At 32.6% G+C, this 25,698-nt stretch carries 16 protein-coding genes; 14 read left to right on the forward strand and 2 right to left on the reverse strand.

From position 1 onward, the window contains the following. The first annotated feature begins 14 nt into the window (after window positions 1-14). The 3 genes from H0I23_RS09530 to H0I23_RS09540 are packed head-to-tail and all read left to right on the forward strand — an operon-like array spanning window position 15 to window position 2,974. Window positions 15-776: a glycosyltransferase family 2 protein gene (locus tag H0I23_RS09530; protein ID WP_216783001.1), complete on the forward strand. Its 762-nt coding sequence runs from the start codon at window positions 15-17 to the stop codon at window positions 774-776. Further along, window positions 773-1,888, forward strand: coding sequence for a glycosyltransferase family 1 protein (locus tag H0I23_RS09535; RefSeq protein ID WP_216783003.1), 1,116 nt, complete (start codon window positions 773-775; stop codon window positions 1,886-1,888). Before H0I23_RS09530 ends, H0I23_RS09535 begins: the two co-directional genes overlap by 4 nt. Continuing rightward, on the forward strand, window positions 1,889-2,974 hold the full coding sequence (locus H0I23_RS09540; RefSeq protein ID WP_216783005.1) for a glycosyltransferase: 1,086 nt from the start codon (window positions 1,889-1,891) through the stop codon (window positions 2,972-2,974). Window positions 2,975-2,992: 18 nt separating this feature from the next. Here the strand turns inward: H0I23_RS09540 and H0I23_RS09545 are convergent, their stop codons facing one another. Next, entirely contained in the window at window positions 2,993-3,763 is a 771-nt protein-coding gene (locus tag H0I23_RS09545; protein WP_216783006.1) for a glycosyltransferase family 2 protein, read from the reverse strand. Between the two features lie 175 nt (window positions 3,764-3,938). Between H0I23_RS09545 and H0I23_RS09550 the strand changes: the two genes are divergently transcribed. From H0I23_RS09550 to H0I23_RS09585, 8 genes are all read left to right on the forward strand, one after another. Further along, window positions 3,939-4,499, forward strand: coding sequence for an L-threonylcarbamoyladenylate synthase (locus H0I23_RS09550; RefSeq protein WP_216783008.1), 561 nt, complete (start codon window positions 3,939-3,941; stop codon window positions 4,497-4,499). A gap of 4 nt (window positions 4,500-4,503) precedes the next feature. Then, a complete protein-coding gene (locus H0I23_RS09555) occupies window positions 4,504-5,925 on the forward strand; it encodes a CCA tRNA nucleotidyltransferase (protein ID WP_216783009.1) in 1,422 nt (473 codons plus the stop codon). A gap of 402 nt (window positions 5,926-6,327) precedes the next feature. Continuing rightward, window positions 6,328-14,922, forward strand: a complete 8,595-nt coding sequence (locus H0I23_RS09560) for a gliding motility-associated C-terminal domain-containing protein (RefSeq protein ID WP_216783010.1) — start codon at window positions 6,328-6,330, stop codon at window positions 14,920-14,922. A 26-nt stretch (window positions 14,923-14,948) separates the two neighbouring features. Beyond that, a complete protein-coding gene (locus tag H0I23_RS09565) occupies window positions 14,949-15,881 on the forward strand; it encodes a type IX secretion system membrane protein PorP/SprF (RefSeq protein WP_216783011.1) in 933 nt (310 codons plus the stop codon). A 9-nt stretch (window positions 15,882-15,890) separates the two neighbouring features. After that, window positions 15,891-17,819 carry an OmpA family protein gene (locus H0I23_RS09570; RefSeq protein ID WP_216783012.1) on the forward strand — a complete coding sequence of 643 codons (1,929 nt, stop codon included), beginning with the start codon at window positions 15,891-15,893 and terminating at the stop codon, window positions 17,817-17,819. 114 nt (window positions 17,820-17,933) lie between these two features. Next, window positions 17,934-18,968, forward strand: coding sequence for a heme A synthase (locus H0I23_RS09575; protein ID WP_216783013.1), 1,035 nt, complete (start codon window positions 17,934-17,936; stop codon window positions 18,966-18,968). A 27-nt stretch (window positions 18,969-18,995) separates the two neighbouring features. Further along, window positions 18,996-19,490 carry a plasmid pRiA4b ORF-3 family protein gene (locus H0I23_RS09580; protein WP_216783014.1) on the forward strand — a complete coding sequence of 165 codons (495 nt, stop codon included), beginning with the start codon at window positions 18,996-18,998 and terminating at the stop codon, window positions 19,488-19,490. Between the two features lie 46 nt (window positions 19,491-19,536). Beyond that, entirely contained in the window at window positions 19,537-20,595 is a 1,059-nt protein-coding gene (locus tag H0I23_RS09585) for a nucleoid-associated protein (protein WP_216783015.1), read from the forward strand. Here the strand turns inward: H0I23_RS09585 and H0I23_RS09590 are convergent, their stop codons facing one another. Next, window positions 20,596-21,675 carry a hypothetical protein gene (locus H0I23_RS09590; protein ID WP_216783017.1) on the reverse strand — a complete coding sequence of 360 codons (1,080 nt, stop codon included), beginning with the start codon at window positions 21,673-21,675 and terminating at the stop codon, window positions 20,596-20,598. 94 nt (window positions 21,676-21,769) lie between these two features. Between H0I23_RS09590 and H0I23_RS09595 the strand changes: the two genes are divergently transcribed. The 3 genes from H0I23_RS09595 (at window position 21,770) to uvrB (ending at window position 25,609) form a co-directional block, all read left to right on the forward strand. Continuing rightward, window positions 21,770-22,672, forward strand: a complete 903-nt coding sequence (locus tag H0I23_RS09595; RefSeq protein ID WP_216783019.1) for an ABC transporter ATP-binding protein — start codon at window positions 21,770-21,772, stop codon at window positions 22,670-22,672. A gap of 33 nt (window positions 22,673-22,705) precedes the next feature. Next, entirely contained in the window at window positions 22,706-23,542 is an 837-nt protein-coding gene (locus H0I23_RS09600) for an ABC transporter permease (protein ID WP_216783021.1), read from the forward strand. A 78-nt stretch (window positions 23,543-23,620) separates the two neighbouring features. Then, entirely contained in the window at window positions 23,621-25,609 is a 1,989-nt protein-coding gene (gene uvrB, locus H0I23_RS09605) for an excinuclease ABC subunit UvrB (RefSeq protein ID WP_216783022.1), read from the forward strand. Window positions 25,610-25,698 lie beyond the last annotated feature (89 nt).

Here is a 25,698-nt window from a genome sequence, read left to right on the forward strand (position 1 = left end):
GATAAAACATAGTGATGAGTAAAATTTCTGGTGTAATAATAACCTTTAATGAAGAACAGTATATTGAAAAATGTATCGCTTCTTTAGTTGGCATTGTTGATGAAATAGTTGTTGTTGACTCTTTTTCTACTGACAAAACAAAGGAAATTTGCGAAAAATATAATGTTGTTTTTATTGAACAAAAATTCTTAGGGTATTTAGAACAGAAAAATTTTGCTCTTAAACAAACTTCTCATGAATACGCTTTATCTCTTGACGGAGATGAAGCGTTATCTGAAGAACTTAAACAACATATTTTAAGTATAAAAGACGACTTAAAGTATGATGGTTACGAATTAAATAGACTGAATAATTATTGTGGAAAGTGGATAAAACACTCCAACTGGTACCCTGATTCTAGAATTCGCTTAATTAAGAAATCATCAGGAAAATGGATAGGCAAAAATCCACATGATTTTTTGGAATTAGATAAAGGCGCTACACTAGGAAAATTAAATGGAGATTTGCTACATTGGGCGTATGACTCTCACGAAGAGCATTTTTTAAAAGTAAATAACTTCACAAATATTTCTGCAAGAAGCCATATTTCTCAAAGCAAGAAAAAAGTAGGATTTGTGAAAATTTTTCTAAGTCCTTTTTGGAAATTTTTTAAGAACTATTTTATTAAATTAGGCTTTTTAGATGGCCTTGACGGTTTTGTTATTTGTTCATTTGCATCTTTCGGAACATTTTTAAAATACATAAAGGTTAAAGAACTTCAAGATAAGCAAAAATGAAAATAGGTTTTGAAGCGAAAAGAGTCTACCATAATACTACTGGCTTAGGAAATTACGGAAGAGATTTAATACGATCATTAGCTAATTTTTATCCTGAAAATCAATATTTTCTTTACAATCCAAAAAAAAGACAAGAAGCTTTATTTACTTCTGAAGCTCAAAATGTTTTTGAAAAATTACCTTCATCAAAATTTTACAAAAAATTTAAAAATTATTGGCGACAAAAAGCTGTTGTCAATGATCTTATAAAAGACAAAATAGAGTTATACCACGGTTTATCTGGCGAACTACCTTCTGGACTAAGTAAAAACAATATAAAAAGTGTAGTGACTATTCATGATTTAATTTTTGTTCACCACCCTAATTTATACTCTTTTTTTGATAGGAAAATTCACTTCTTAAAATTTAAAAAAGCAGCAGAAAATGCTGATATAGTTATTGCTATTAGTGAACAAACAAAACGAGATATTGTTCAATATTTAAAAATCGAATCAAAAAAGGTCAAAGTAATTTATCAAACTTGCCATGATGCTTTTAAAATAACATATGCTGATCAAGAAAAAGAAGATGTACGTATAAAGCATAATTTGCCCAGCAATTTTTTATTAAATGTAGGCACTTTAGAAGAACGTAAAAATGCATTAACAATAGTAAAAGCTATTAAAAATATTGATACAAAACTCGTTTTAATAGGTCGAGAAACCACTTATTCCAATACTATTAAAAGTTATATTAAAGAGCATAAATTAGAAGATAAAATCATCTTTTTAAAGAACATAAATATTAAAGAACTTGCTATAATTTATCAATTAGCGACCATCTTTATTTACCCTTCTATTTTTGAAGGGTTCGGCATCCCTATTATAGAAGCTCTTTACTCTAAAACACCTGTAATCACTTCAAATAGTGGTGTTTTTCCTGAGGCAGGAGGACCAGATTCTCTATATATAGATCCATATGATAGTGATGATTTAAAAGAGAAAATACAGATGTTATTAGTTGACCAAAATCTTAGAAATTCGATTAGTGAAAAAAGCTTTAAATTCGTTCAAAAATTTTCTGCAGATCAAATAGTAGAAGAAGTAAATAACGTATATAAATCTATTCTTTAAATGGGGACTATTTGTTTTTTTAATAGTGTAAAAGCTTGGGGTGGTGGCGAAAAATGGCACTTCGAAACTAGCTTACATATGCATCAAAAAGGACATTCTGTTTTAGTCATAGCCCATACTGATAGTGTACTTATAAAAAAGCTAAAAGAACATAATGTTCCTTGCATTGGAATAAAAATCAATAACCTAAGTTTTTTAAACCCTTTAAGTGTAAATAGTCTTAAAAATAAATTCAAAAAACACAATATTGAAACTATCATTATTAACCTTTCTAGAGATTTAAAACTAGCAGGCTTAGCTGCAAAAAAAGCAGGCTTAAATAGAATTATCTATCGTAGAGGAAGTGCTATCCCTATAAAAAACAGTGGACTAAATCGTTTTTATTTTAAAAATATTGTTACCGATATTCTTGCAAATTCTATAGCAACAAAAAAGACGGTATTAGAAAACAATAAAGACTTATTTCCTGAAAATAAAATAAAAGTTATATATAACGGATTAGATGTAAGTGAGTTTAAAAACAATGAAAACATTACTTCAAGCACCAACAAAAAAGACATAACAACCCTAGTAAATTTAGGAAGATTAGAGTATCAAAAAAACCAACAGTTTCTTATACATGTGGCTGATGAGCTGAAAAAAAGAAAAATTGATTTTAAAATGCTTATTGGTGGAGATGGTAGTTTAGCTAATGAATTAAAAAAACTAACTGAAGATTTAAAATTAATAAAAGAGGTCGAGTTTTCTGGTTTTATTGACAACCCAAAAAAATTCATCGAACAGGGAGATATTTTCTTACTATCATCACACTGGGAAGGTTTTGGGTATGTTCTTGCAGAAGCATCTTTATGTTACAAACCTATTGTTGCATTTGATATTAGTAGTAACCCTGAAGTTGTAATTAATGGCAAAACAGGAATATTAACAAAAGAACAAGACGTTAATGCCTTTGCAGATGCTATAGTGAAGCTTATTAATAATAAAGGTTTACAATACGAAATGGGACTACAAGGATCTAATTTTATACTTAATACATTTTCTAAAAAAGAAATATTAAACAAAATAGAGAGCTACTTATTACAATAAAAATATCATTAATAATTTTTAAAAAAGCAGTTGTTTTTTCACTTCTTTATATTGTTCATTAGCTTTTATACATTTTAAACCGACATAATATGCGGCAATATAAGACCAATAAAAGCCCTCACGACCATTCATAAAATTAAGGTGTAAAAAATACTTTCTCAAAAACTGCAGTTTCACTTTAAAAAAAATAGATACTATCGAGAATTTTTCACCTTCTAAATATTTTTCTTCTGCAAAAATAGATGCTGACATATCTACTTTTTTCAAAAAATCACCTATAAAACTACCTGAATAATGAAAAAAGTGATTTTTTAGACGAATTGAATTCCCTTTTACAATAATATTTTCAAACCCTTTTTTAGTATCAAAAGCAACTTTATCTTTTTTAAATAACCTAAGGTAGTATTGTCTACTCTCATGCCCGTATTCAAAAATTTTTCCTAAAAAAACATGTTTGCTATTCAATAAATAACCATCAACATTTGTAGTCTTACTTAAAATATCTTGAATCTCACTTATAAGCCCTTCTGAAAGAATTTCATGAGCATCTAAACTTAACACCCAATCATTTCTAGTTTGCTTTAAAGCAAATTGTTTTTGCGCTTTAAATCCTTCAAAATCTTTATGAAAAAGTTTCACATTGTATTTTTGGCAAATTTCAATTGTAGCATCTGTACTACCTGAATCTATTACAATTACTTCATCTACCCAAGTTAATTTTTTTAAACATTTTTCAATTATTCGCTCTTCATTATATGTAATTATAAAAACAGATAGCTTACTCTTCATATATCCTCCTAAATAACATCTATTATTCCCTTTACACAAATTACGTAAAAAAAATAGATTTAGTTTTTTTAAACCTATTTAGATGGTAATTTATTGTCTTAAACACACATCTATATTATGAATTTATTGATAATAAAAACTAAAGCCATATTTTTGGCCTTTTAAAAGTTTAAAAATGCAAGAAGAAATTAATAAATGTATTGAAGTACTCTCTAACGGAGGGTTAATTCTATACCCAACAGATACTGTTTGGGGCATTGGTTGTGATGCTACTAACCAAGATGCCGTTGCTAAAATTTATGCATTAAAAAAACGTGTAAATACTAAAACAATGATTTGTTTGGTAGCTAATGACTTTATGTTAGAAAAACACGTAAAAGAAGTACCTGAAGTTGCTTTTGATATTATTGATTTAGCTACAAAACCAACAACTATTGTTTATGATAACCCTGTTGGTCTTTCTAAAAATTTAATTGCAGAAGATAATACTATTGCTATAAGAGTTGCTTCTGATAAATTTTGTCAATACTTAATTAATAAATTTAAAAAACCAATTGTTTCTACTTCTGCTAATATTGCTGGCAAACAAACACCACAAACTTATAAAGAAATTAGTCAAGCTATTTTAAAAGGTGTAGACTATGTGGTAAATTTGCAAAGAGAAGAAAATTCAGGAACACCTTCATCTATCATTAAACTCGGAAATGATGGATTAGTAAAAATTATCCGAGAATAGCACGATGCAAACGAATTACAAACTAGCCCTTACAAATCCTATTTTTTCAACTATTTCAGAAGCTGCTGATGAGCTTGGAATAGACTGTTATGTTATTGGCGGTTTTGTTCGTGATTTTATATTGAAAAGAGGCTCTGCTAAAGATATTGATGTAGTTGCTATTGGTAACGGAATTGACTTAGCAAAAAAAGTAGCTTCTAAAATAAAAGGAAAACCTGAAGTATCTATCTTTAAGAACTTCGGTACTGCCATGGTTAAGCTCGACGATACTGAATTAGAGTTTGTTGGTGCTAGAAAAGAAAGCTACCATACTGATAGCAGAAAACCTGTTGTAGAAGATGGTACTTTAGATGATGACCAAAAAAGAAGAGACTTTACTATAAATGCACTTGCTATATCTTTAAACAAAAAAACTTATGGCGAATTATTAGATCCATTTAATGGCATTGAAGATTTAGAAAATAAAACTATCAAAACTCCTTTAGAGCCAGGTATTACTTATTCTGATGACCCTTTAAGAATGATGCGTGCTATACGTTTTGCAACTCAGTTAAGTTTTGAAATTGAAGAAACTTCATTAAATGCTATAACAGAACATAAAGACAGAATTAAAATTATATCTAAAGAACGTATTGTTGATGAGCTGCACAAAATACTTGCTAGCAAAAAACCCTCTGTAGGTTTTACTTTATTGCATAAAACAGGTTTACTTGATTATATTTTACCTGAGCTAACTGCTTTACAAGGTATTGAAGAGGTAGAAGGTCAACGTCATAAAGATAATTTTTGGCACACACTTGAAGTTGTCGATAACATAGCAGAAAACACCGAAAATTTATGGCTTAGGTGGGCTGCATTATTACATGATATAGGTAAAGCACCAACTAAAAAATTTGATAAAAAAATAGGATGGACATTTCATGCGCATGAATTTATTGGTGCTAAAATGGTATACAAACTATTTAAAAGATTGAGAATGCCATTAAATGACAAAATGAAATTTGTTCAAAAAATGGTAATGATGAGTTCTCGACCAATTGTACTTTCTCAAGACATTGCTACAGATTCAGCTGTTAGAAGACTGGTTTTTGATGCTGGTGAATATGTCGATGATTTAATGACATTATGTGAAGCAGACATCACAACAAAAAACCCTAAAAAACAGAAAAAGTATAAAAACAATTTTAAAATTGTCCGCCAAAAAATTGTTGAAGTTGAAGAGCGAGACCATGTACGTAACTTTCAACCTCCTATCACTGGAGAAGAAATAATGGCCACATTCAATCTAAAACCCTCAAAAGAAATAGGTATTCTTAAAGAAGTAATAAAAGAGGCTATTTTAGAAGGCGACATACCTAATGAGTATAAATCTGCTTATGCTTTAATGCTTGAAAAAGGTAAAAAAATGGGTTTAAAATCAATTTAACACATTTTACTTCAGCATTTTACCTTTAAAATTACAGCGCTTTTACACTTACAAAGTGCTTAAAAAGCTTACAATTCATATTTTTCTCACAGGATAGTCAAAAAGAACTATAATTCCGACAAAATCAATTTTTATCGGGTAAAATACACATAAATATAGAATTTATTATATTATTTCGTATTTTACTGTAAGTTATTACTTACTAAGTAAGTGATCAAAAACTAACTACACTTAACGCATGTTTCGTGTCATTATTAGCTAGTTTCACAACAAAAAATTATTTAAAAATTTACACTCGGTTATATTTGAAGTCAATTGAAAATGTTTCTTTTTCTAGTATGAAATATCAAAAAGACTAAAAAGAAGCGGCCTCATAAGTAATCAGTTTCAAAAAAACCAAATATGAAAAAAACAAGCTTAAAAAAAAATAGATACCTTAAGTATTTCTATCTTTTATTTTTTATTTCGTTTGTAGGCTTTCCAAATATTGGAATTTCTAATTTAGTAATTGATAGTATTTCAAATTATACTTCAACTTTATTTGCTGACCCTATTTTAGATTTAAATTCTACAACTGCAGGGGTAGACAAAGAAGTTCAATTTAAACCTACTACAGGAAATCTTTCTGCTTTGGCGACAGTTCCAAGTTTAGCGTCTGATACAAATACAATTTTAAGTGCGACCATAAATTTTTCTGGAAACACTGATAATACTGAATTTCTTTATGTAACTAATGGCCCAGCACAATTTAATTTCACGACTCCTAGTAGTACTCAAAATTTTAATGTAAATAGTACTACAATTACACTTACTCAAAATTTAAGTAACTTCACAATTACCGAAGAATTTGGAAACCCTATACCTAATGCTGATTTTTTAGCCTTTTTAAATACATTATTTTATAGAAATAATACAAATACGCCAACCGATGGTATAAGAGTTGCTGATATAACAATAACAGATGCTAGCTCTGCTACTGCAACAGCACAAAGTATTATTAGAGTTTATACAACTGCTCCCGTGGCAACTGATGATTCTAATTCTATAATTGCAAATTCAACAGGTACCGTTACAGGTAATATTATTACAAATGATACAGGTAATTCTCTTTCTGTTTCTGAGGTAGACGTTTATCCTGCACAAGTTGGTAATCCGTATCAAACATTATATGGTTCATTAACAATACAAGCAAATGGTACTTATACATATGATGTTGATGAAACGAGCTCTTCTGTTACAGGTTTAAAAAGTGGAGAATCTTTAGTAGATATTGTATCATATACAATTGCTGATAATATGGGTATTATAGATTATGGTATTTTATCGGTCACAATTAATGGGGTTGATGAAGCTCCTGTAGCTCAAGATAATGCAGATGAAATTGTTGTAACGACAGAAACTAATATCTCAGGTAATATTATTACTGATATAGGTGATGATGGTGCCGATTCTTTAGATAGAGGCTTATCTACACTTGTTTGGGAAAATGAATATCCAACAAATGGTACTGCTGTAAATGGCACTAATAGAACCATTGATGGTGTAGAACTTAGTTTTACATCAACAGACCCTTCAAATATTGGCGAGGCTACTAACCAAACGGTAACAACAGCTACAAATGGTGGTCATACAGGTTATTTATTGTATCGAATAAATGCAGAAACAAGCCCATCAAACGATACCGAATTAATTATAGATTTTGATGAACCCGTTTACAACCTAGGATTTTTATTGGTTGATATTGATTTCCCTCAAAGCACATCATGGCAAGATCAAATGAAAATTAATGGTTCATTATCAGGTACTACATCTAATTTTGATTTTGTTACAACAGGTGGTGTTGTAGATGCAGGCAACAATACCTTTTATGGTATTGGTAATGCTATTACTAGTGATGCTACAGGAAATGTAAATGTTTATTTTACTGAACCAATAGATCAATTAATACTAAGCTACAATTATGGACCAAATGCTACTGATAATGACAAAGGTACACAAATAGCAGGCGTATCTGATATATACTGGCAGGGTGGTCTTGATAATATAGTAATTTCTCAAATAGATGGTTCCGCCGGTAATGTAGATACATCATATGTAGGCACTTACGGAACTATATTGGTCAATTCTGATGGTAGTTATACGTATACACCAGATACAAACAATCCTGCAGTTGCTGGTTTATTAACTGGCGACACTCTTACCGAATCTTTTTCATATAGACTTTCTGACGGTACTAATTTCGATGATGCAAATTTAATAATTACATTAAAAGGTTCTAAAACTGCTCCGACTATAGATATAACAACTCCGATTGAAGGTGATGGTATTGTTAATGCTACGGAAGATGACGATGTAACAATTTCAGGTGTAACAACAGATGTAGAAGATGGACAAATTGTAACCGTAACTTTTGATGATGGTACAAATACTCCGGTAACAACTACAGCTACCGTAACTGGTAATGCTTGGGCAGCTCCTGATGTTGATATTTCTGGATTGAATAATGGTAACATTATTGTAACTGCAGATGTAACAGATTTTGGAGGTAACCCTGCAACGGATACTGAAACGATTATTTTAGATAATACCACTCCTACTATTGATATTACAACTCCGATTGAAGGCGATGGTATTGTTAATGCTACGGAAGATGACGATGTAACAATTTCAGGTGTAACAACAGATGTAGAAGATGGACAAATTGTAACCGTAACTTTTGATGATGGTACAAATACTCCGGTAACAACTACAGCTACCGTAACTGGTAATGCTTGGACCGCTACAGATGTAGATATCTCTGGATTGGATGATGGGAACATTACCGTTACTGCAGATGTTACTGATGTAGCACTGAATCCAGCAACGGATACTGAAACGATTGTTTTAGATAATACCACTCCTACTATTGATATTACAACGCCGATTGAAGGTGATGGCATTGTCAATGCTACGGAAGATGGAGATGTGACAATTTCTGGTACAACTACCGATGTGGAAGATGGACAAATTGTAACCGTAACTTTTGATGATGGTACAAATACTCCGGTAACAACTACAGCTACCGTAACTGGTAATGCTTGGACCGCTACCGATGTAGATATCTCTGGATTGGATGATGGGAACATTACCGTTACTGCAGATGTTACTGATGTAGCACTGAATCCAGCAACGGATACTGAAACGATTGTTTTAGATAATACCACTCCTACTATTGATATTACAACGCCGATTGAAGGCGATGGCATTGTCAATGCTACGGAAGATGGAGATGTGACTATTTCAGGTGTAACTACCGATGTAGAAGATGGACAAATTGTAACCGTAACTTTTGATGATGGTACAAATACTCCGGTAACAACTACAGCTACCGTAACTGGTAATGCTTGGACCGCTACAGATGTAGATATCTCTGGATTGAATAATGGTAACATTACCGTTACTGCAGATGTTACTGATGTAGCACTGAATCCAGCAACGGATACTGAAACGATTATTTTAGATAATACTACTCCTACTATTGATATTACAACGCCGATTGAAGGTGATGGCATTGTCAATGCTACGGAAGATGGAGATGTGACTATTTCTGGTACAACTACCGATGTGGAAGATGGACAAATTGTAACCGTAACTTTTGATGATGGTACAAATACTCCGGTAACAACTACAGCTACCGTAACTGGTAATGCTTGGACCGCTACAGATGTAGATATCTCTGGATTGAATAATGGTAACATTACCGTTACTGCAGATGTTACTGATGTAGCACTGAATCCAGCAACGGATACTGAAACGATTATTTTAGATAATACCACTCCTACTATTGATATTACAACGCCGATTGAAGGTGATGGCATTGTCAATGCTACGGAAGATGGCGATGTGACTATTTCTGGTACAACTACCGATGTAGAAGATGGACAAATTGTAACCGTAACTTTTGATGATGGTACAAATACTCCGGTAACAACTACAGCTACCGTAACTGGTAATGTTTGGACCGCTACCGATGTAGATATCTCTGGATTGGATGATGGGAACATTACCGTTACTGCAGATGTTACTGATGTAGCACTGAATCCAGCAACGGATACTGAAACGATTGTTTTAGATAATACCACTCCTACTATTGATATTACAACGCCGATTGAAGGTGATGGCATTGTCAATGCTACGGAAGATGGAGATGTAACAATTTCAGGTGTAACAACAGATGTAGAAGATGGACAAATTGTAACCGTAACTTTTGATGATGGTACAAATACTCCGGTAACAACTACAGCTACCGTAACTGGTAATGCTTGGACAGCTACCGATGTAGATATCTCTGGATTGGATGATGGGAACATTACCGTTACTGCAGATGTTACTGATGTAGCACTGAATCCAGCAACAGATACTGAAACGATTATTTTAGATAATACCACTCCTACTATTGATATTACAACGCCGATTGAAGGTGATGGCATTGTCAATGCTACGGAAGATGGAGATGTGACTATTTCTGGTACAACTACCGATGTGGAAGATGGACAAATTGTAACCGTAACTTTTGATGATGGTACAAATACTCCGGTAACAACTACAGCTACCGTAACTGGTAATGCTTGGACCGCTACAGATGTAGATATCTCTGGATTGAATAATGGTAACATTACCGTTACTGCAGATGTTACTGATGTAGCACTGAATCCAGCAACGGATACTGAAACGATTATTTTAGATAATACTACTCCTACTATTGATATTACAACGCCGATTGAAGGTGATGGCATTGTCAATGCTACGGAAGATGGAGATGTGACTATTTCTGGTACAACTACCGATGTGGAAGATGGACAAATTGTAACCGTAACTTTTGATGATGGTACAAATACTCCGGTAACAACTACAGCTACCGTAACTGGTAATGCTTGGACCGCTACAGATGTAGATATCTCTGGATTGAATAATGGTAACATTACCGTTACTGCAGATGTTACTGATGTAGCACTGAATCCAGCAACGGATACTGAAACGATTATTTTAGATAATACCACTCCTACTATTGATATTACAACGCCGATTGAAGGTGATGGCATTGTCAATGCTACGGAAGATGGCGATGTGACTATTTCTGGTACAACTACCGATGTAGAAGATGGACAAATTGTAACCGTAACTTTTGATGATGGTACAAATACTCCGGTAACAACTACAGCTACCGTAACTGGTAATGTTTGGACCGCTACCGATGTAGATATCTCTGGATTGGATGATGGGAACATTACCGTTACTGCAGATGTTACTGATGTAGCACTGAATCCAGCAACGGATACTGAAACGATTGTTTTAGATAATACCACTCCTACTATTGATATTACAACGCCGATTGAAGGTGATGGCATTGTCAATGCTACGGAAGATGGAGATGTAACAATTTCAGGTGTAACAACAGATGTAGAAGATGGACAAATTGTAACCGTAACTTTTGATGATGGTACAAATACTCCGGTAACAACTACAGCTACCGTAACTGGTAATGCTTGGACAGCTACCGATGTAGATATCTCTGGATTGGATGATGGGAACATTACCGTTACTGCAGATGTTACTGATGTAGCACTGAATCCAGCAACAGATACTGAAACGATTATTTTAGATAATACCACTCCTACTATTGATATTACAACGCCGATTGAAGGTGATGGCATTGTCAATGCTACGGAAGATGGAGATGTGACTATTTCTGGTACAACTACCGATGTGGAAGATGGACAAATTGTAACCGTAACTTTTGATGATGGTACAAATACTCCGGTAACAACTACAGCTACCGTAACTGGTAATGCTTGGACCGCTACCGATGTAGATATTTCTGGATTGGATGATGGGAATATTACCGTTACTGCAGATGTTACTGATGTAGCACTGAATCCAGCAACGGATACTGAAACGATTGTTTTAGATAATACCACTCCTACTATTGATATTACAACGCCGATTGAAGGCGATGGCATTGTCAATGCTACGGAAGATGGAGATGTGACTATTTCTGGTACAACTACCGATGTGGAAGATGGACAAATTGTAACCGTAACTTTTGATGATGGTACAAATACTCCGGTAACAACTACAGCTACCGTAACTGGTAATGTTTGGACCGCTACCGATGTAGATATCTCTGGATTGGATGATGGGAACATTACCGTTACTGCAGATGTTACTGATGTAGCACTGAATCCAGCAACGGATACTGAAACGATTGTTTTAGATAATACCACTCCTACTATTGATATTACAACGCCGATTGAAGGTGATGGCATTGTCAATGCTACGGAAGATGGAGATGTAACAATTTCAGGTGTAACAACAGATGTAGAAGATGGACAAATTGTAACCGTAACTTTTGATGATGGTACAAATACTCCGGTAACAACTACAGCTACCGTAACTGGTAATGCTTGGACAGCTACCGATGTAGATATCTCTGGATTGGATGATGGGAACATTACCGTTACTGCAGATGTTACTGATGTAGCACTGAATCCAGCAACAGATACTGAAACGATTATTTTAGATAATACCACTCCTACTATTGATATTACAACGCCGATTGAAGGTGATGGCATTGTCAATGCTACGGAAGATGGAGATGTGACTATTTCTGGTACAACTACCGATGTGGAAGATGGACAAATTGTAACCGTAACTTTTGATGATGGTACAAATACTCCGGTAACAACTACAGCTACCGTAACTGGTAATGCTTGGACCGCTACAGATGTAGATATCTCTGGATTGAATAATGGTAACATTATTGTGACTGCAGATGTAACAGATTTTGGAGGTAACCCTGCAACGGATACTGAAACGATTATTTTAGATAATACCACTCCTACTATTGATATTACAACGCCGATTGAAGGCGATGGTATTGTCAATGCTACGGAAGATGGAGATGTGACTATTTCTGGTACAACTACCAATGTGGAAGATGGACAAATTGTAACCGTAACTTTTGATGATGGTACAAATACTCCGGTAACAACTACAGCTACCGTAACTGGTAATGCTTGGACCGCTACCGATGTAGATATCTCTGGATTGGATGATGGGAACATTACCGTTACTGCAGATGTTACTGATGTAGCACTGAATCCAGCAACGGATACTGAAACGATTGTTTTAGATAATACCACTCCTACTATTGATATTACAACGCCGATTGAAGGTGATGGCATTGTCAATGCTACGGAAGATGGCGATGTGACTATTTCTGGTACAACTACCGATGTGGAAGATGGACAAATTGTAACCGTAACTTTTGATGATGGTACAAATACTCCGGTAACAACTACAGCTACCGTAACTGGTAATGCTTGGACCGCTACCGATGTAGATATCTCTGGATTGAATAATGGTAACATTATTGTGACTGCAGATGTAACAGATTTTGGAGGTAACCCTGCAACGGATACTGAAACGATTATTTTAGATAATGTGCTCCCTACTACTCCTACAGTTGTAATTACAGAAGATACGAATAATGATGGGTTATTATCAGAAGACGAATTAATAGGAAATATCGGAGTACAAGTTAATTTACCAGCTGATGCTATTGCAGGTGACACGGTTACTATTACAGATGGCAATGGAGGATTACAAAACGTTGTTCTTTCTCCTACTGATATTACCAACGGAACTATAGATATAGAGTTTGTTAGTCCTGGTGACGGTGGAACAATCGTAGCTACGGCTACTATTACTGATATTGCTGGCAACGTAGGACCTGATAGCACAACAGATACTGCTGTACTTGATCTTACTGATCCGATAGTTGATAGTTTCTCTACTATAGATATAACTCCCCTACTAGCTGGTCAAGGAAATCCTAATGAAACTATAGTATTAGAGTTAGATATTGACGGTGATAACATCACAGATATTACATACACTGTAGTTACAGATAATAATGGTGATTGGAGTTTGGATACAGAAAATGCAACTCCTGATAGTGGCAACTTCCCTATACTTGTCGATGAAGATATTATAAATATTACAGCGACAGACCCTGCTGGAAATTCAGGAACTGGAGCAGTAACTATTTCTGTTGATACTGATGGTGATGGACTTACTGATAACGATGAAGTTAACTTAGGAACAGACCCTAATAATACTGACTCTGATGGTGATGGAATTAATGACGGACAAGAAGTAACTGTTGATAATACGAATCCACTAGATGATTGTAGTTCTAATGGAGGTACAGGATTACCAGATAGCGATTGTGATGAAGACGGATTAACTACTGCAGAAGAAACTGCGGCTGGCACAGACCCTATCAATCCAGATTCTGATAATGATGGTTTAACTGATGGAGAAGAGATTGCTTTAGGAACAGATCCTTTAAATCCTGATTCTGATGGAGATCTAATTAATGATGGACAAGAAGTAACAGATGCGACAAATCCTTTAGATGATTGTGATTCTGTTGGAGGTACAGCCTTACCTGCTAATGACTGTGATGGCGATGGATTAACCACATCACAAGAAGATGCAATAGGAACTGATCCGAACAACGCAGATACTGATGGAGACAATATTAATGATGGACAAGAAGTTATTGATGGTACAGATCCATTAAATGCTTGTGAATCAATCGGTGGAACTCCCTCTATAGAAAATGGATGTAACCCTGAAATTGTTGAAAGTGGAATCGCAATAAGTAATGAAATTTTAACTCCTGATAATGATGGTGTAAATGATATCTTTAGAATTGAAAATATAGAATCATTCTCAGATAATACTGTACAAATTTACAACAGATGGGGTGTCATTGTTTACGAAATGACTGGTTATGATAATGGAGGAAATTCTTTTAAAGGAATTTCAAATGGAAGAGCTACAGTTCAATCTGATTCTGAATTACCTGTTGGAGTATACTTCTATGTTATACAATATAACAATGATGGAAGAAACTTAACCAAAGCAGGTTACTTATATATTAATAGATAAACATAACCATATATTAAAAATACAACATGAAAAAATACATTTTTATACTGGTATTCATAATTGCCGGATTTGAAACAATTACGGCACAGCAAGACGCTCAATATACACAGTATATGTACAACACTATTGCTATAAACCCCGCTTATGCTGGATCAAGAGGTGTATTAAGCATAGCTGCTTTACATCGATCACAATGGGTAGGGTTAGATGGAGCTCCAACAACACAAACGCTAAATTTAAATAGCCCAGTTTCTGAAAGAGTCGGCTTAGGTTTATCTATAATAAATGATGAAATTGGAAACGGTACAAATCAAGATACCTATTTTGATGCAGCCTTTTCATATACTGTACCTGTTTCTAATGAAGGAAAACTTTCCTTTGGTTTAAAAGCTGGTGGTCATCTTTTAAATGTAGATTTTTCGAAACTTAGAAATTATGGAGCTGAAAGCAACCTACCTAATATAGATAATAAGTTTTCTCCAAATTTTGGAGCTGGTATATATTATCATGATGAAAAATTTTATGCTGGTCTTTCTGTTCCTAATTTTTTACAAACAGAACATTTTGACAGTGCTGGAAATAATAGCTCTTCTTTTTTAGCTAATGAAAGAATGAACTTTTATTTAATTTCTGGATATGTATTTGATTTAAATCACAACTTAAAATTTAAGCCCGCAGGACTTTTAAAGGCTGTTCAAGGTGCTCCATTACAGTTAGATGTTTCTGCTAATTTCTTATTAGACGATACGTTTTCATTTGGAGCTGCTTATAGATGGGATGCAGCTGTCAGTGCCTTAGTAGGTTTCCAAATATCAGATCAATTCATGCTTGGTTTAGCATATGATAGGGAAATAACAGACTTAGGCGCTACCAGATTTAATGATGGTTCTTTTGAGGTGTTTTTAAGATATGAACTCTTCACTAGATACAAAAAAGTTTTAACTCCTAGATTTTTCTAAATTCACACTATGAAATTAACACACATACTACCTTGCTTAATTTTATCTTGTTTTGCTTCATATGGGCAAGAAAAAAAAGCTGAAACTCGATTTGATAACTACGCATATTCTGATGCTATAGAATCTTATGAAACCTTAGTAAAAAAAGGACATTCATCAACAGAGATATATGAAAATTTAGGAAATGCCAACTATTTTAATGCTAATTATGATGAGGCAGCTAAATGGTACGGTAAACTTCTCGAATTAGAAAATACTACTATAGATGCTGAGTATTATTACAAATATGCTCAAGCCTTAAAATCTTTAAAAAAGTATGAAGAATCTGATAATTGGATGGTAAAATTTGATGCTCTTAAAGAAAAAGACAATCGTGGAAAGTTGTTTTCTCAGCAATCAAATTACATGAAAAATATTAAAGAGAATTCAGGTAGATATACTATTGAAAATAGTTATTTCAACTCTAACACATCTGATTTCGCACCTTCTTTTAATGGTTCTCAATTAGTTTTTTCTAGTGCTAAAGATTCTGGCATAGCTAGTAAAAAAATTCATAATTGGAATGGGATGAGTTTTTTAGATCTATATACTGTACCTATATCTGAAGATGATACTAATTCTGAAAGCATAATAAAACTATCAAAAACCTTAAACAAAAAAACTCATGAATCATCTACCGCATTCACTAAAGATGGTTCTACTATTTATTTTACTAGAAACAATTCAAAGAAAGGATCCTTTGCTAGAGATGATCAAGGTATTAGTAGATTAAAAATATATAAAGCTAGTTTAGTAAATAATCAATGGAAAAATGTTACCGAATTACCTTTTAACAATGATGAGTATTCTGTAGCTCACCCTACTCTATCACCTGATGAATCTAAACTATATTTTGCTTCTGATATGCCAGGAACCGTTGGTGCTTCTGATATATTTTATGTTACTATTAATGAAGACGGTAGCTATAGCGAACCTATTAATTTAGGGAAAAAAGTTAATACGGAAGCCAGAGAAACATTTCCATATATAACCGCTTCTAATAAATTATACTTTGCATCAGATGGTCACCCAGGCCTTGGTGGTTTAGATGTTTTTGCTGTAGATTTAAATAATTTAGAAGAAACTAAAGTTCAAAATGTTGGTTCCCCTCTGAATAGTGAAAATGATGATTTCTCTTTTATTTTCAATGAAGAAAACCAAAAAGGGTATTTTGCTTCAAATAGAGAAGGCGGAAGAGGTGCTGATGATATTTATAATTTCACAGAAAGCTCTCCTCTTAACTTTTCTTGCTCTACTATTGTTACAGGTGTAGTAAAAGATAAAAAAACAAATGCGGTTTTACCTGATACTAGATTAACCGTTTTAAACCCTAAAGGAGAAAAAATTGGAAATACTATTTCTGAATCTAATGGTAATTATACTTTTAAATTAGATTGCTATGAAGGCGATTTTACTTTAATTGCGAATAAAGCAAATTATAAAGAAGAAAATAACAAGTTCAAATTATCACCTGAAAAAGATGAAAACATTGTAAATGTACTTTTAGCATCATCTCTTGAGAAAGCTAAAACAGGTAATGACCTTACCAAAACATTAAATTTAGAACCTATCTATTTTGATTTTGATAAATCGTATATTAGAAGAGATGCTAAAGTTGTTATGGAAAAAGTAGTTGATTATTTAAATCAATACCCAGATGCCATGATACAAATAGGATCTCATACAGATTCTCGTGCTAATGATAATTACAATTTAGCGCTTTCTAAAAAAAGAGCTAAGTCTACTCGTAAATATTTAATATCGCAAGGTATAAATGCTAATCGATTAACCGCTGAAGGATTTGGAGAAACTAAACTCACTAATAACTGTGATAATTCTAGTAGTTGTTCTAGTGAAGCACATCAAAAAAATAGAAGATCTGAGTTTATTATAAAATAAAAAATAACTTTATAAAAAAGAAAAGAGAAAGCATTGCTTTCTCTTTTCTTTTTTAATCAATTTTGACTTCTTTTCTACCCTAAAGGTTTTATTTTTGCATAAGAAGTAAATAACATGCAAAAACAGTTTAGAAAGATTACCATAGTAGCAATAATATTAGTTTATTTAGTTATTATTGCGGGTGCAGTTGTTCGAATGACAGGTAGTGGAATGGGTTGCCCTGACTGGCCTAAATGCTTCGGATACTTGATACCACCTACTGATGAATCTGTATTGCAATGGCAAGAAAACCGAGCTTTTGAAAAAGGACAAGTTATTATTTATGATCAATCTTTAAAGGTCGCTAAAACCACATTTAATACTTCTAAAGAATACAATACGAATAACTGGGAAAATTATACAAAACATGACTATGCTACTTTTAATGTTTGGCATACTTGGATTGAGTATATAAATAGACTTTTTGGAGCGTTAGCTGGCTTAGGAACTCTTGCTTTGGCCATATATTCTTTTAAATATTGGAAGACTAAAAAAAGTATTACCATACTATCTTGGCTCGTGGTTTTTGGGATGGGCTTTCAGGCATGGTTAGGTGCTACAGTTGTATATTCTGTTTTAGAACCTGCAAAAATAACTACACATATGGTAATGGCGCTAGTTATTGTCGCAATATTATTATACATTTTAAATTCTAGCTCTACTAAAAATCGTACAAATATTTACAATAAAAAGCTATTTATTTTATTATCTACAGCTATTGCTTTAACATTTATTCAAATAGTTATAGGTACACAGCTTAGGCAATTTATAGATCATCAAATAGATATTTTTGGTGAGAATTTAAAAACCAAATGGCTAGCTAACCCTGAATTAAATTTCTATGTTCATAGGTCATTTTCAATACTAGTCGTAGCTATAAATTTGTATATCGCATTTTACATATCTAAATTCAATTTAGGTTTTAAAAAAATTAAATGGGTACTTATTTTAATTACGATAGAAGTTATTTCAGGTATGACAATGTATTATGTTGATTTTCCGTTCGGTAGTCAGCCTTTACATTTAGTAATTGCCTCTCTCCTATTTGGTGTTCAATTCTATTTAGTTTTAGAAGCATTAAAACCTTCTAAAAGTCCTAAAACTTTGTAACTTTACCATCACTTTAAAATCAAAGTAATGATTTATAAAATTCGAATAATATTAGACGCTGAAGATGACATCTTTAGAGATTTAGAGGTAGATGCTAGTACTACATTAGAAGATTTTCATAATGCAATTACACAAGCATTTGGATTTTTAGGAAATGAAATGGCTTCATTTTATACCTGTGACGAAGACTGGAACCAAGATGAAGAAATAGCATTACATGATATTAGTGAAAATGGAACTGATATTAAGTTAATGAACGAAACCTTCTTGGAAGATATCGTAACAGAAAATACACCTAAGCTTATTTATGTGTATGATTTTTTAAGCATGTGGACGTTTTTCGTTGAACTTGCTGATATTGTAGAAAAGGAGGACGGAAGAACATACCCAAATATTTTATTCAGTTTTGGTGAGTTACCAGATTCTCCGCCAGAGAAAAAGTTTGAAGCTGACCCAACTATGGAGTTTGATGACACTTTTGACAGCTATGATGATTTAGATTTCGATGAAAATTGGAATTAACCACAGTGCTATTTATTAACAATACCAAAACCTTCAACTCTATACAATGATCAATTTATACGCTACTCAAATAGAAACAATTTCACTACACAGAGTAGGAAATAAAAATAAAGGTGAAGCAATTTTCTTGTCTGAAAACTCACATGCTTTAAATGATGAAACAACAGGTTTATTAAAAGAATATTTCTTTAAGCCTTTTAGAGAAAAAGAAGAAAACTATTTCAATTTTGCAAATGAGGTAGATGTAGAGTTTAACGAAATGTTTAAAATTGTTTCTGATGTTTTTTCAGATCCAGATAGCTTACACGCTAACTCAAAAAAAATTGCAAGTTACTTATACGAACAATCTAACCACCCACACATTAAAAGTGGCGAGGTTTATATTGCCTATTTAAATGGTGTTTTACTAGATAATGTAAAGGTAAATGCTATCGGTATTTTTAAAAGTGAATTAAAACACGATTTTATTCAGTTTGAAGAAAATGGAAGCAATATTAATATTGTTGTTCAACAAGGCATCAACATAAATAAATTAGATAAAGGTTGCTTAATTTTTGATACGGAAAAAGAAGCCGGCTACAAAGTATTATCTGTCGATAGTAACAGGTATGATACCAAATATTGGTTAGAAGAATTTTTAGGTGTCGAAGCACTTTCTGATGACAATTTTAAAACTAAAAACTATTTAAAATTCTGTCAAAACTTTGCTAAAGATGTTGTTTTACCTGCTGAAGATAAGCAGCAAGAGGTTTTGTTTATGAACCGCGCTGTTAACCATTTTGCTAAAAACGATTCTTTTGAAGAAAGTAATTTTTTAAATGAGGTTATGGAAAACCCCGATTTAATTCCTGAATTCAAACATTATAAAACTGAAAAAGGACCAAAATATAGCGTAGAAGATGTTTCTACTTTTGATATCGCAAACAAAGCAGTTTCTGATGCCAGAAAAAAAATTAAAAACGTAATAAACCTAGATACAAACATTCAGATAAAACTTGATTTTATAAATCCAGAATCAGCTGAAAAATTTGTAGAAAAGGGTTGGGATGAAGAAAAGCAAATGTATTACTACTTAGTATACTTTAACAAAGAGCAAAAAAGCTAATTAGAGGTTAATCTGATGTTCCATGATTTGTTTCATACTAACATCTTCATAATTCCGTTTCACAAAATCTAGGGCGAGGTTCAATACTTCGCCCATTTTTTTACAACTTTTAAAATCTACATCTGAGGTAAGTTCATAAATTTCTGATTTTAAAAGCTCTGTATTTTCCTTTGTTGATATATTATCAACTAAACAAGCCTTTAAAAGTCTTTTTATTCTATTTCCTGAACTTTTAATTCTTTTAGCTACAATTGAACGCTCCTCCAATTTATACTGATCAACTGATTTTGACTGAAGTTTAGCTCTTACTAATTCTACCATTTGATAGTTCTCTTTGAAAAATTGTGGCCTATATATTTTTAGTTTTCCTTCAAAGCATTGTTGATCAAAATCTATCGCTCTAATTTTATATACTACATGATCAAAATCATGCGTAGGTACAATTACATAATTATAAGAACGCATATCACCCAAAAGACGAATCATGCACCGTTCATTAAATTTCACAAACTCTTTAGCTAACTGTGCTTTTTCTGTTTCAGTACAATTTGGCAACATTTCTTTTATAAAAACATCTCCAGGTATACCTGCTATATGCTCCTCAATTAATGTATTTTTATATACCAAAAAGTTAAGGTTATAAGGCGAAAGCATATGCTCTAACTCTAAACCATATACTCGAGATGCATCAGTTTTTTTTACATAAAAATAAGTGAAATTATCATTCAAAATATTCCTTACTTTAATTCTAAATGGCTTAGAATTACCGAATGTACAAAAATCAACAGCATCAACATTTAAGTATTGAAAAATTTGATCTCCTCCATCAGATAATAAAATAGAATACACTTTCTTCAAGCTAATATCAATTTCCTGTCTTTCGTATTCAGAATAATAAACTCTTACCCACAAACTATCTTCATCATTAGAATCATAAACTACAACAGAACCAGAAAAACGTAACAAATCTTCATAAAAAATAGGAATTTGTATATTACGGTTATAATGCTCCAAATAACTGTTTAACTTAGCACTTACAGGGTATGCAGGCTTTTTCTTCGACATCAATCGATCAGACATTTATATTTTTTTTTAATTATATGTGTTTAATGCTGTAACAAAATAAGCATTTCCTCGTCAAGTATGTGTACAACCCACCAAAAATAAACTCATTTTGGAAAAAATACTCACAGTAAATAATTTAACAAAAAAATTTGGCCCATTAGTCGCTGTTAATGATTTGACTTTTACCATTGAAAAAGGTAATGTTTATGGCATATTAGGTCCGAACGGAAGTGGAAAATCTACCACATTAGGAATTGTTTTAAATGTAGTAAACAAAACTTCCGGAGAGTTTAGTTGGTTTGGAGGAAAATCGACAACACACCAAGCCTTAAAAAAAGTAGGCGCTATAATAGAACGACCTAACTTCTATCCATATATGACGGCAATCCAAAATTTAAAATTGGTATGCAAGATTAAAGAGGTACCTGATGATAAAATTGAAGAAAAATTAGAACTAGTTGGTCTTCTAGATAGAAAAAATAGCAAATTTAGAACCTACTCATTAGGTATGAAACAACGTTTAGCTATCGCCTCTGCCCTGCTTAATGATCCTGAAATTTTAATTCTAGATGAACCTACAAACGGATTAGATCCACAAGGAATACACCAAATTAGAGAGATTATTAAAAAAATTGCATCATTTGGCACTACTATACTATTAGCCTCTCACTTATTAGACGAAGTTGAAAAAGTTTGTAGTCATGTTATTATTTTAAGAAAAGGTGTAAAACTATATGCTGGTCGTGTTGATGAGATGCTCGTTAGCCATGGTTTTTTTGAATTGCGTAGTAAAAACGAGAAAGAGTTGATAAATTATTTAGAATCGAATGCTAATTTTGGAACTATTAAAAATATTGAGGGAACCATAACAGCTACATTAAAAGAAGATTTAGATGCCGATGAGCTAAATAAAGTTTTATTTGAACAAGGAATAGTATTGTCGCTACTTTTAAAAAAGAAGGAAAGTTTAGAAGAACAATTTTTAGAACTAACGAAAAACGCAACTAATTAAACAGTACTACTCGAAACTTTAAAAAAACTAAAAATGATACGTTTATTACATATAGAATTTATAAAGCTTTGGAATAACAGAGCTAGTAAGGTTTTAATATTTTCTTATTTTATTTTAATTTTAGGTATGGCATTAATATCTATGATAAAAATAGATAGACCTCCAATTGTATTTAATATTGCAGACCAGGGTATTTTCAACTTCCCTTATATCTGGCATATGAATACCTGGATAGCTTCTTGGTTAAAGCTATTTTTTGCAATTGTAATTGTTTCAATGACCGCAAATGAATACAGTAACAAAACAATCAAACAAAATTTAATCGATGGCCTATCAAAAAAAGAATTTATTTTAAGTAAGTTTTTAATGGTAGTAAGCTTTTCTATTTTATCAACCATATTTGTTTTTCTTGTTTCACTAGTATTAGGATTATTGTATTCAGATTTCAATGAAATTTCTATTATATTTTCTGATCTTCAATACTTTTTAGGTTACTTTGTTAAGCTTATTGGTTTCTTTTCTATGTGCTTATTTTTAGGCATTTTGGTTAAAAGATCTGCATTTGCATTAGGCTTCTTAATTTTATGGTGGGCTGTTTTCGAAAATTTAATTATTAGGTTTACTTCTTGGAAATTATTCGATAAAGAAGCTTCAGACACTATTATAAGTATTTTACCATTAGAGGCTATGTCTAATCTAATCATAGAGCCAATTTCAAAATTTAAAGCCGTTAAATCAATTAGCTCTCAACTAGGTACAGATTTTTCACGAGATTACGAAGTACACTGGTACACTGTTATAATTGTACTCATTTGGACAGCTATTTTCATGTATTCTTCTTATGCTTTATTGAAGAAAAGAGATTTGTAGTTATTTAAAAATTAAATGGGTTAAAAATATTACTAAGACATGCATTGACTAAAACCAATCCTTTCGTAATTTTATAGGATGAAATTTAAGGTCGTATCAGAATTTAAACCCGCAGGAGATCAACCAAATGCAATTAAAGAATTGGTTGAAGGTTTAGATGCTGGAGAAAAATACCAAACATTATTAGGTGTAACAGGTTCTGGTAAAACATTTACCGTTGCTAATGTAATTGAAGAGGTGCAAAAACCTACTTTAATTTTAGCTCATAATAAAACACTAGCAGCGCAGCTATATTCAGAGTTTAAGCAGTTTTTCCCTGAAAATGCAGTAGAGTATTTTGTATCTTATTATGACTATTATCAGCCAGAAGCTTATATACCATCTTCTGGTTTATATATTGAAAAAGATCTTTCTATTAATGAAGATATTGAAAAGCTTCGTTTAAGCACAACCTCATCCTTACTTTCCGGCCGAAGAGATGTTATTGTTATAGCATCAGTATCGTGTTTATATGGTATTGGAAACCCTATTGAATTTCAAAAAAATGTAATTTCTATACACAAAGACCAAGTAATTTCTAGAACTAAACTACTGCACCAATTAGTGCAAAGTTTATACTCAAGAACTACGGCTGATTTTAGGAACGGCAATTTTAGAGTTAAAGGAGATGTTGTTGATATTTTTCCTAGTTATGCTGATCATGCTTTTAGAGTTCATTTTTTCGGTGATGAAATTGAAGAAATTGAAGCTTTTGATCCTGTTAAAAATAAACTTTTAGAAAATTATGAGAACTTAAACATATATCCTGCAAATATGTTTGTTACCTCTCCTGATATTCTTCAAAATGCTATACATCAAATTCAAGATGATATGGTAAAACAAGTTGATTACTTTAAAGATATAACAAAACCTTTAGAAGCAAAAAGACTAGAAGAACGTACTAGTTTCGATTTAGAAATGATTCGCGAATTAGGTTATTGCTCTGGTATTGAAAACTACTCTCGTTATTTAGATGGTAGAGAGCCTGGTACAAGGCCTTTCTGTCTTTTAGATTATTTTCCTGATGATTATTTGATGGTGGTCGATGAAAGTCACGTTACCATTTCACAAGTACACGCCATGTACGGTGGTGACCGTTCTAGAAAAGAAAACCTAGTTGAATATGGCTTTAGGCTTCCTGCCGCAATGGACAATAGACCTTTAAAGTTTGAAGAATTTGAAGCGCTACAAAATCAAGTTTTATATGTAAGTGCTACACCTGCAGATTATGAATTAGAATTGAGTCAAGGTGTTTTTGTAGAGCAAATTATTAGACCTACAGGTCTTTTAGATCCGATTATAGAAGTACGACCAAGTCTAAATCAAATTGATGATCTTGTAGAAGAAATTCAACAAAGAACAGAAAAAGATGAACGCACCCTTGTTACTACGCTTACTAAAAGAATGGCTGAAGAGTTAGCAAAGTATTTAGATAGAATAAGTGTTCGTTGCCGTTATATACATAGTGATGTTGATACGCTAGAACGTGTAGAGATAATGCAAGACCTACGTAAGGGTATATTTGATGTATTAATTGGAGTAAACCTACTTAGAGAAGGTTTAGATTTACCTGAAGTATCATTAGTAGCTATTTTAGATGCTGATAAAGAAGGTTTTTTAAGAAGTAACAGATCATTAACGCAAACTGTTGGTAGAGCTGCAAGAAATTTAAATGGGAAGGCCATTATGTATGCTGATAAAATAACAGCAAGTATGCAAACTACTATTGACCAAACCAATTATAGAAGAGAAAAACAAATTGCATTTAATACAGAACATAATTTAGTACCTAAGGCACTAAACAAGAGCTTAGATAGTGCTTTATCTAAAAACTCAGTATCTACATATCATTTTGAAAAAGAAGAACTAAGAGCAGCTGAACCTGATCTAGATTACCTAACAAAAGAACAACGCGAAAAAATGATCCGAGAAAAAAGAAAAGCAATGGAGAAAGCTGCGAAAGAATTAGACTTTATGCAAGCTGCTAAATTTAGAGATGAAATAAAAGCTTTACAAACTCAAGATTAAAAATAAGCGTCTCTATCATTATTGATAGAGACGCCCTCAATTAAACAACCTAAACCAACTATTATGCAATGCCTACTGGCATACATATT

The sequence above is a fragment of the Cellulophaga sp. HaHaR_3_176 genome, from assembly GCF_019021925.1.
Taxonomy (GTDB): domain Bacteria; phylum Bacteroidota; class Bacteroidia; order Flavobacteriales; family Flavobacteriaceae; genus Cellulophaga.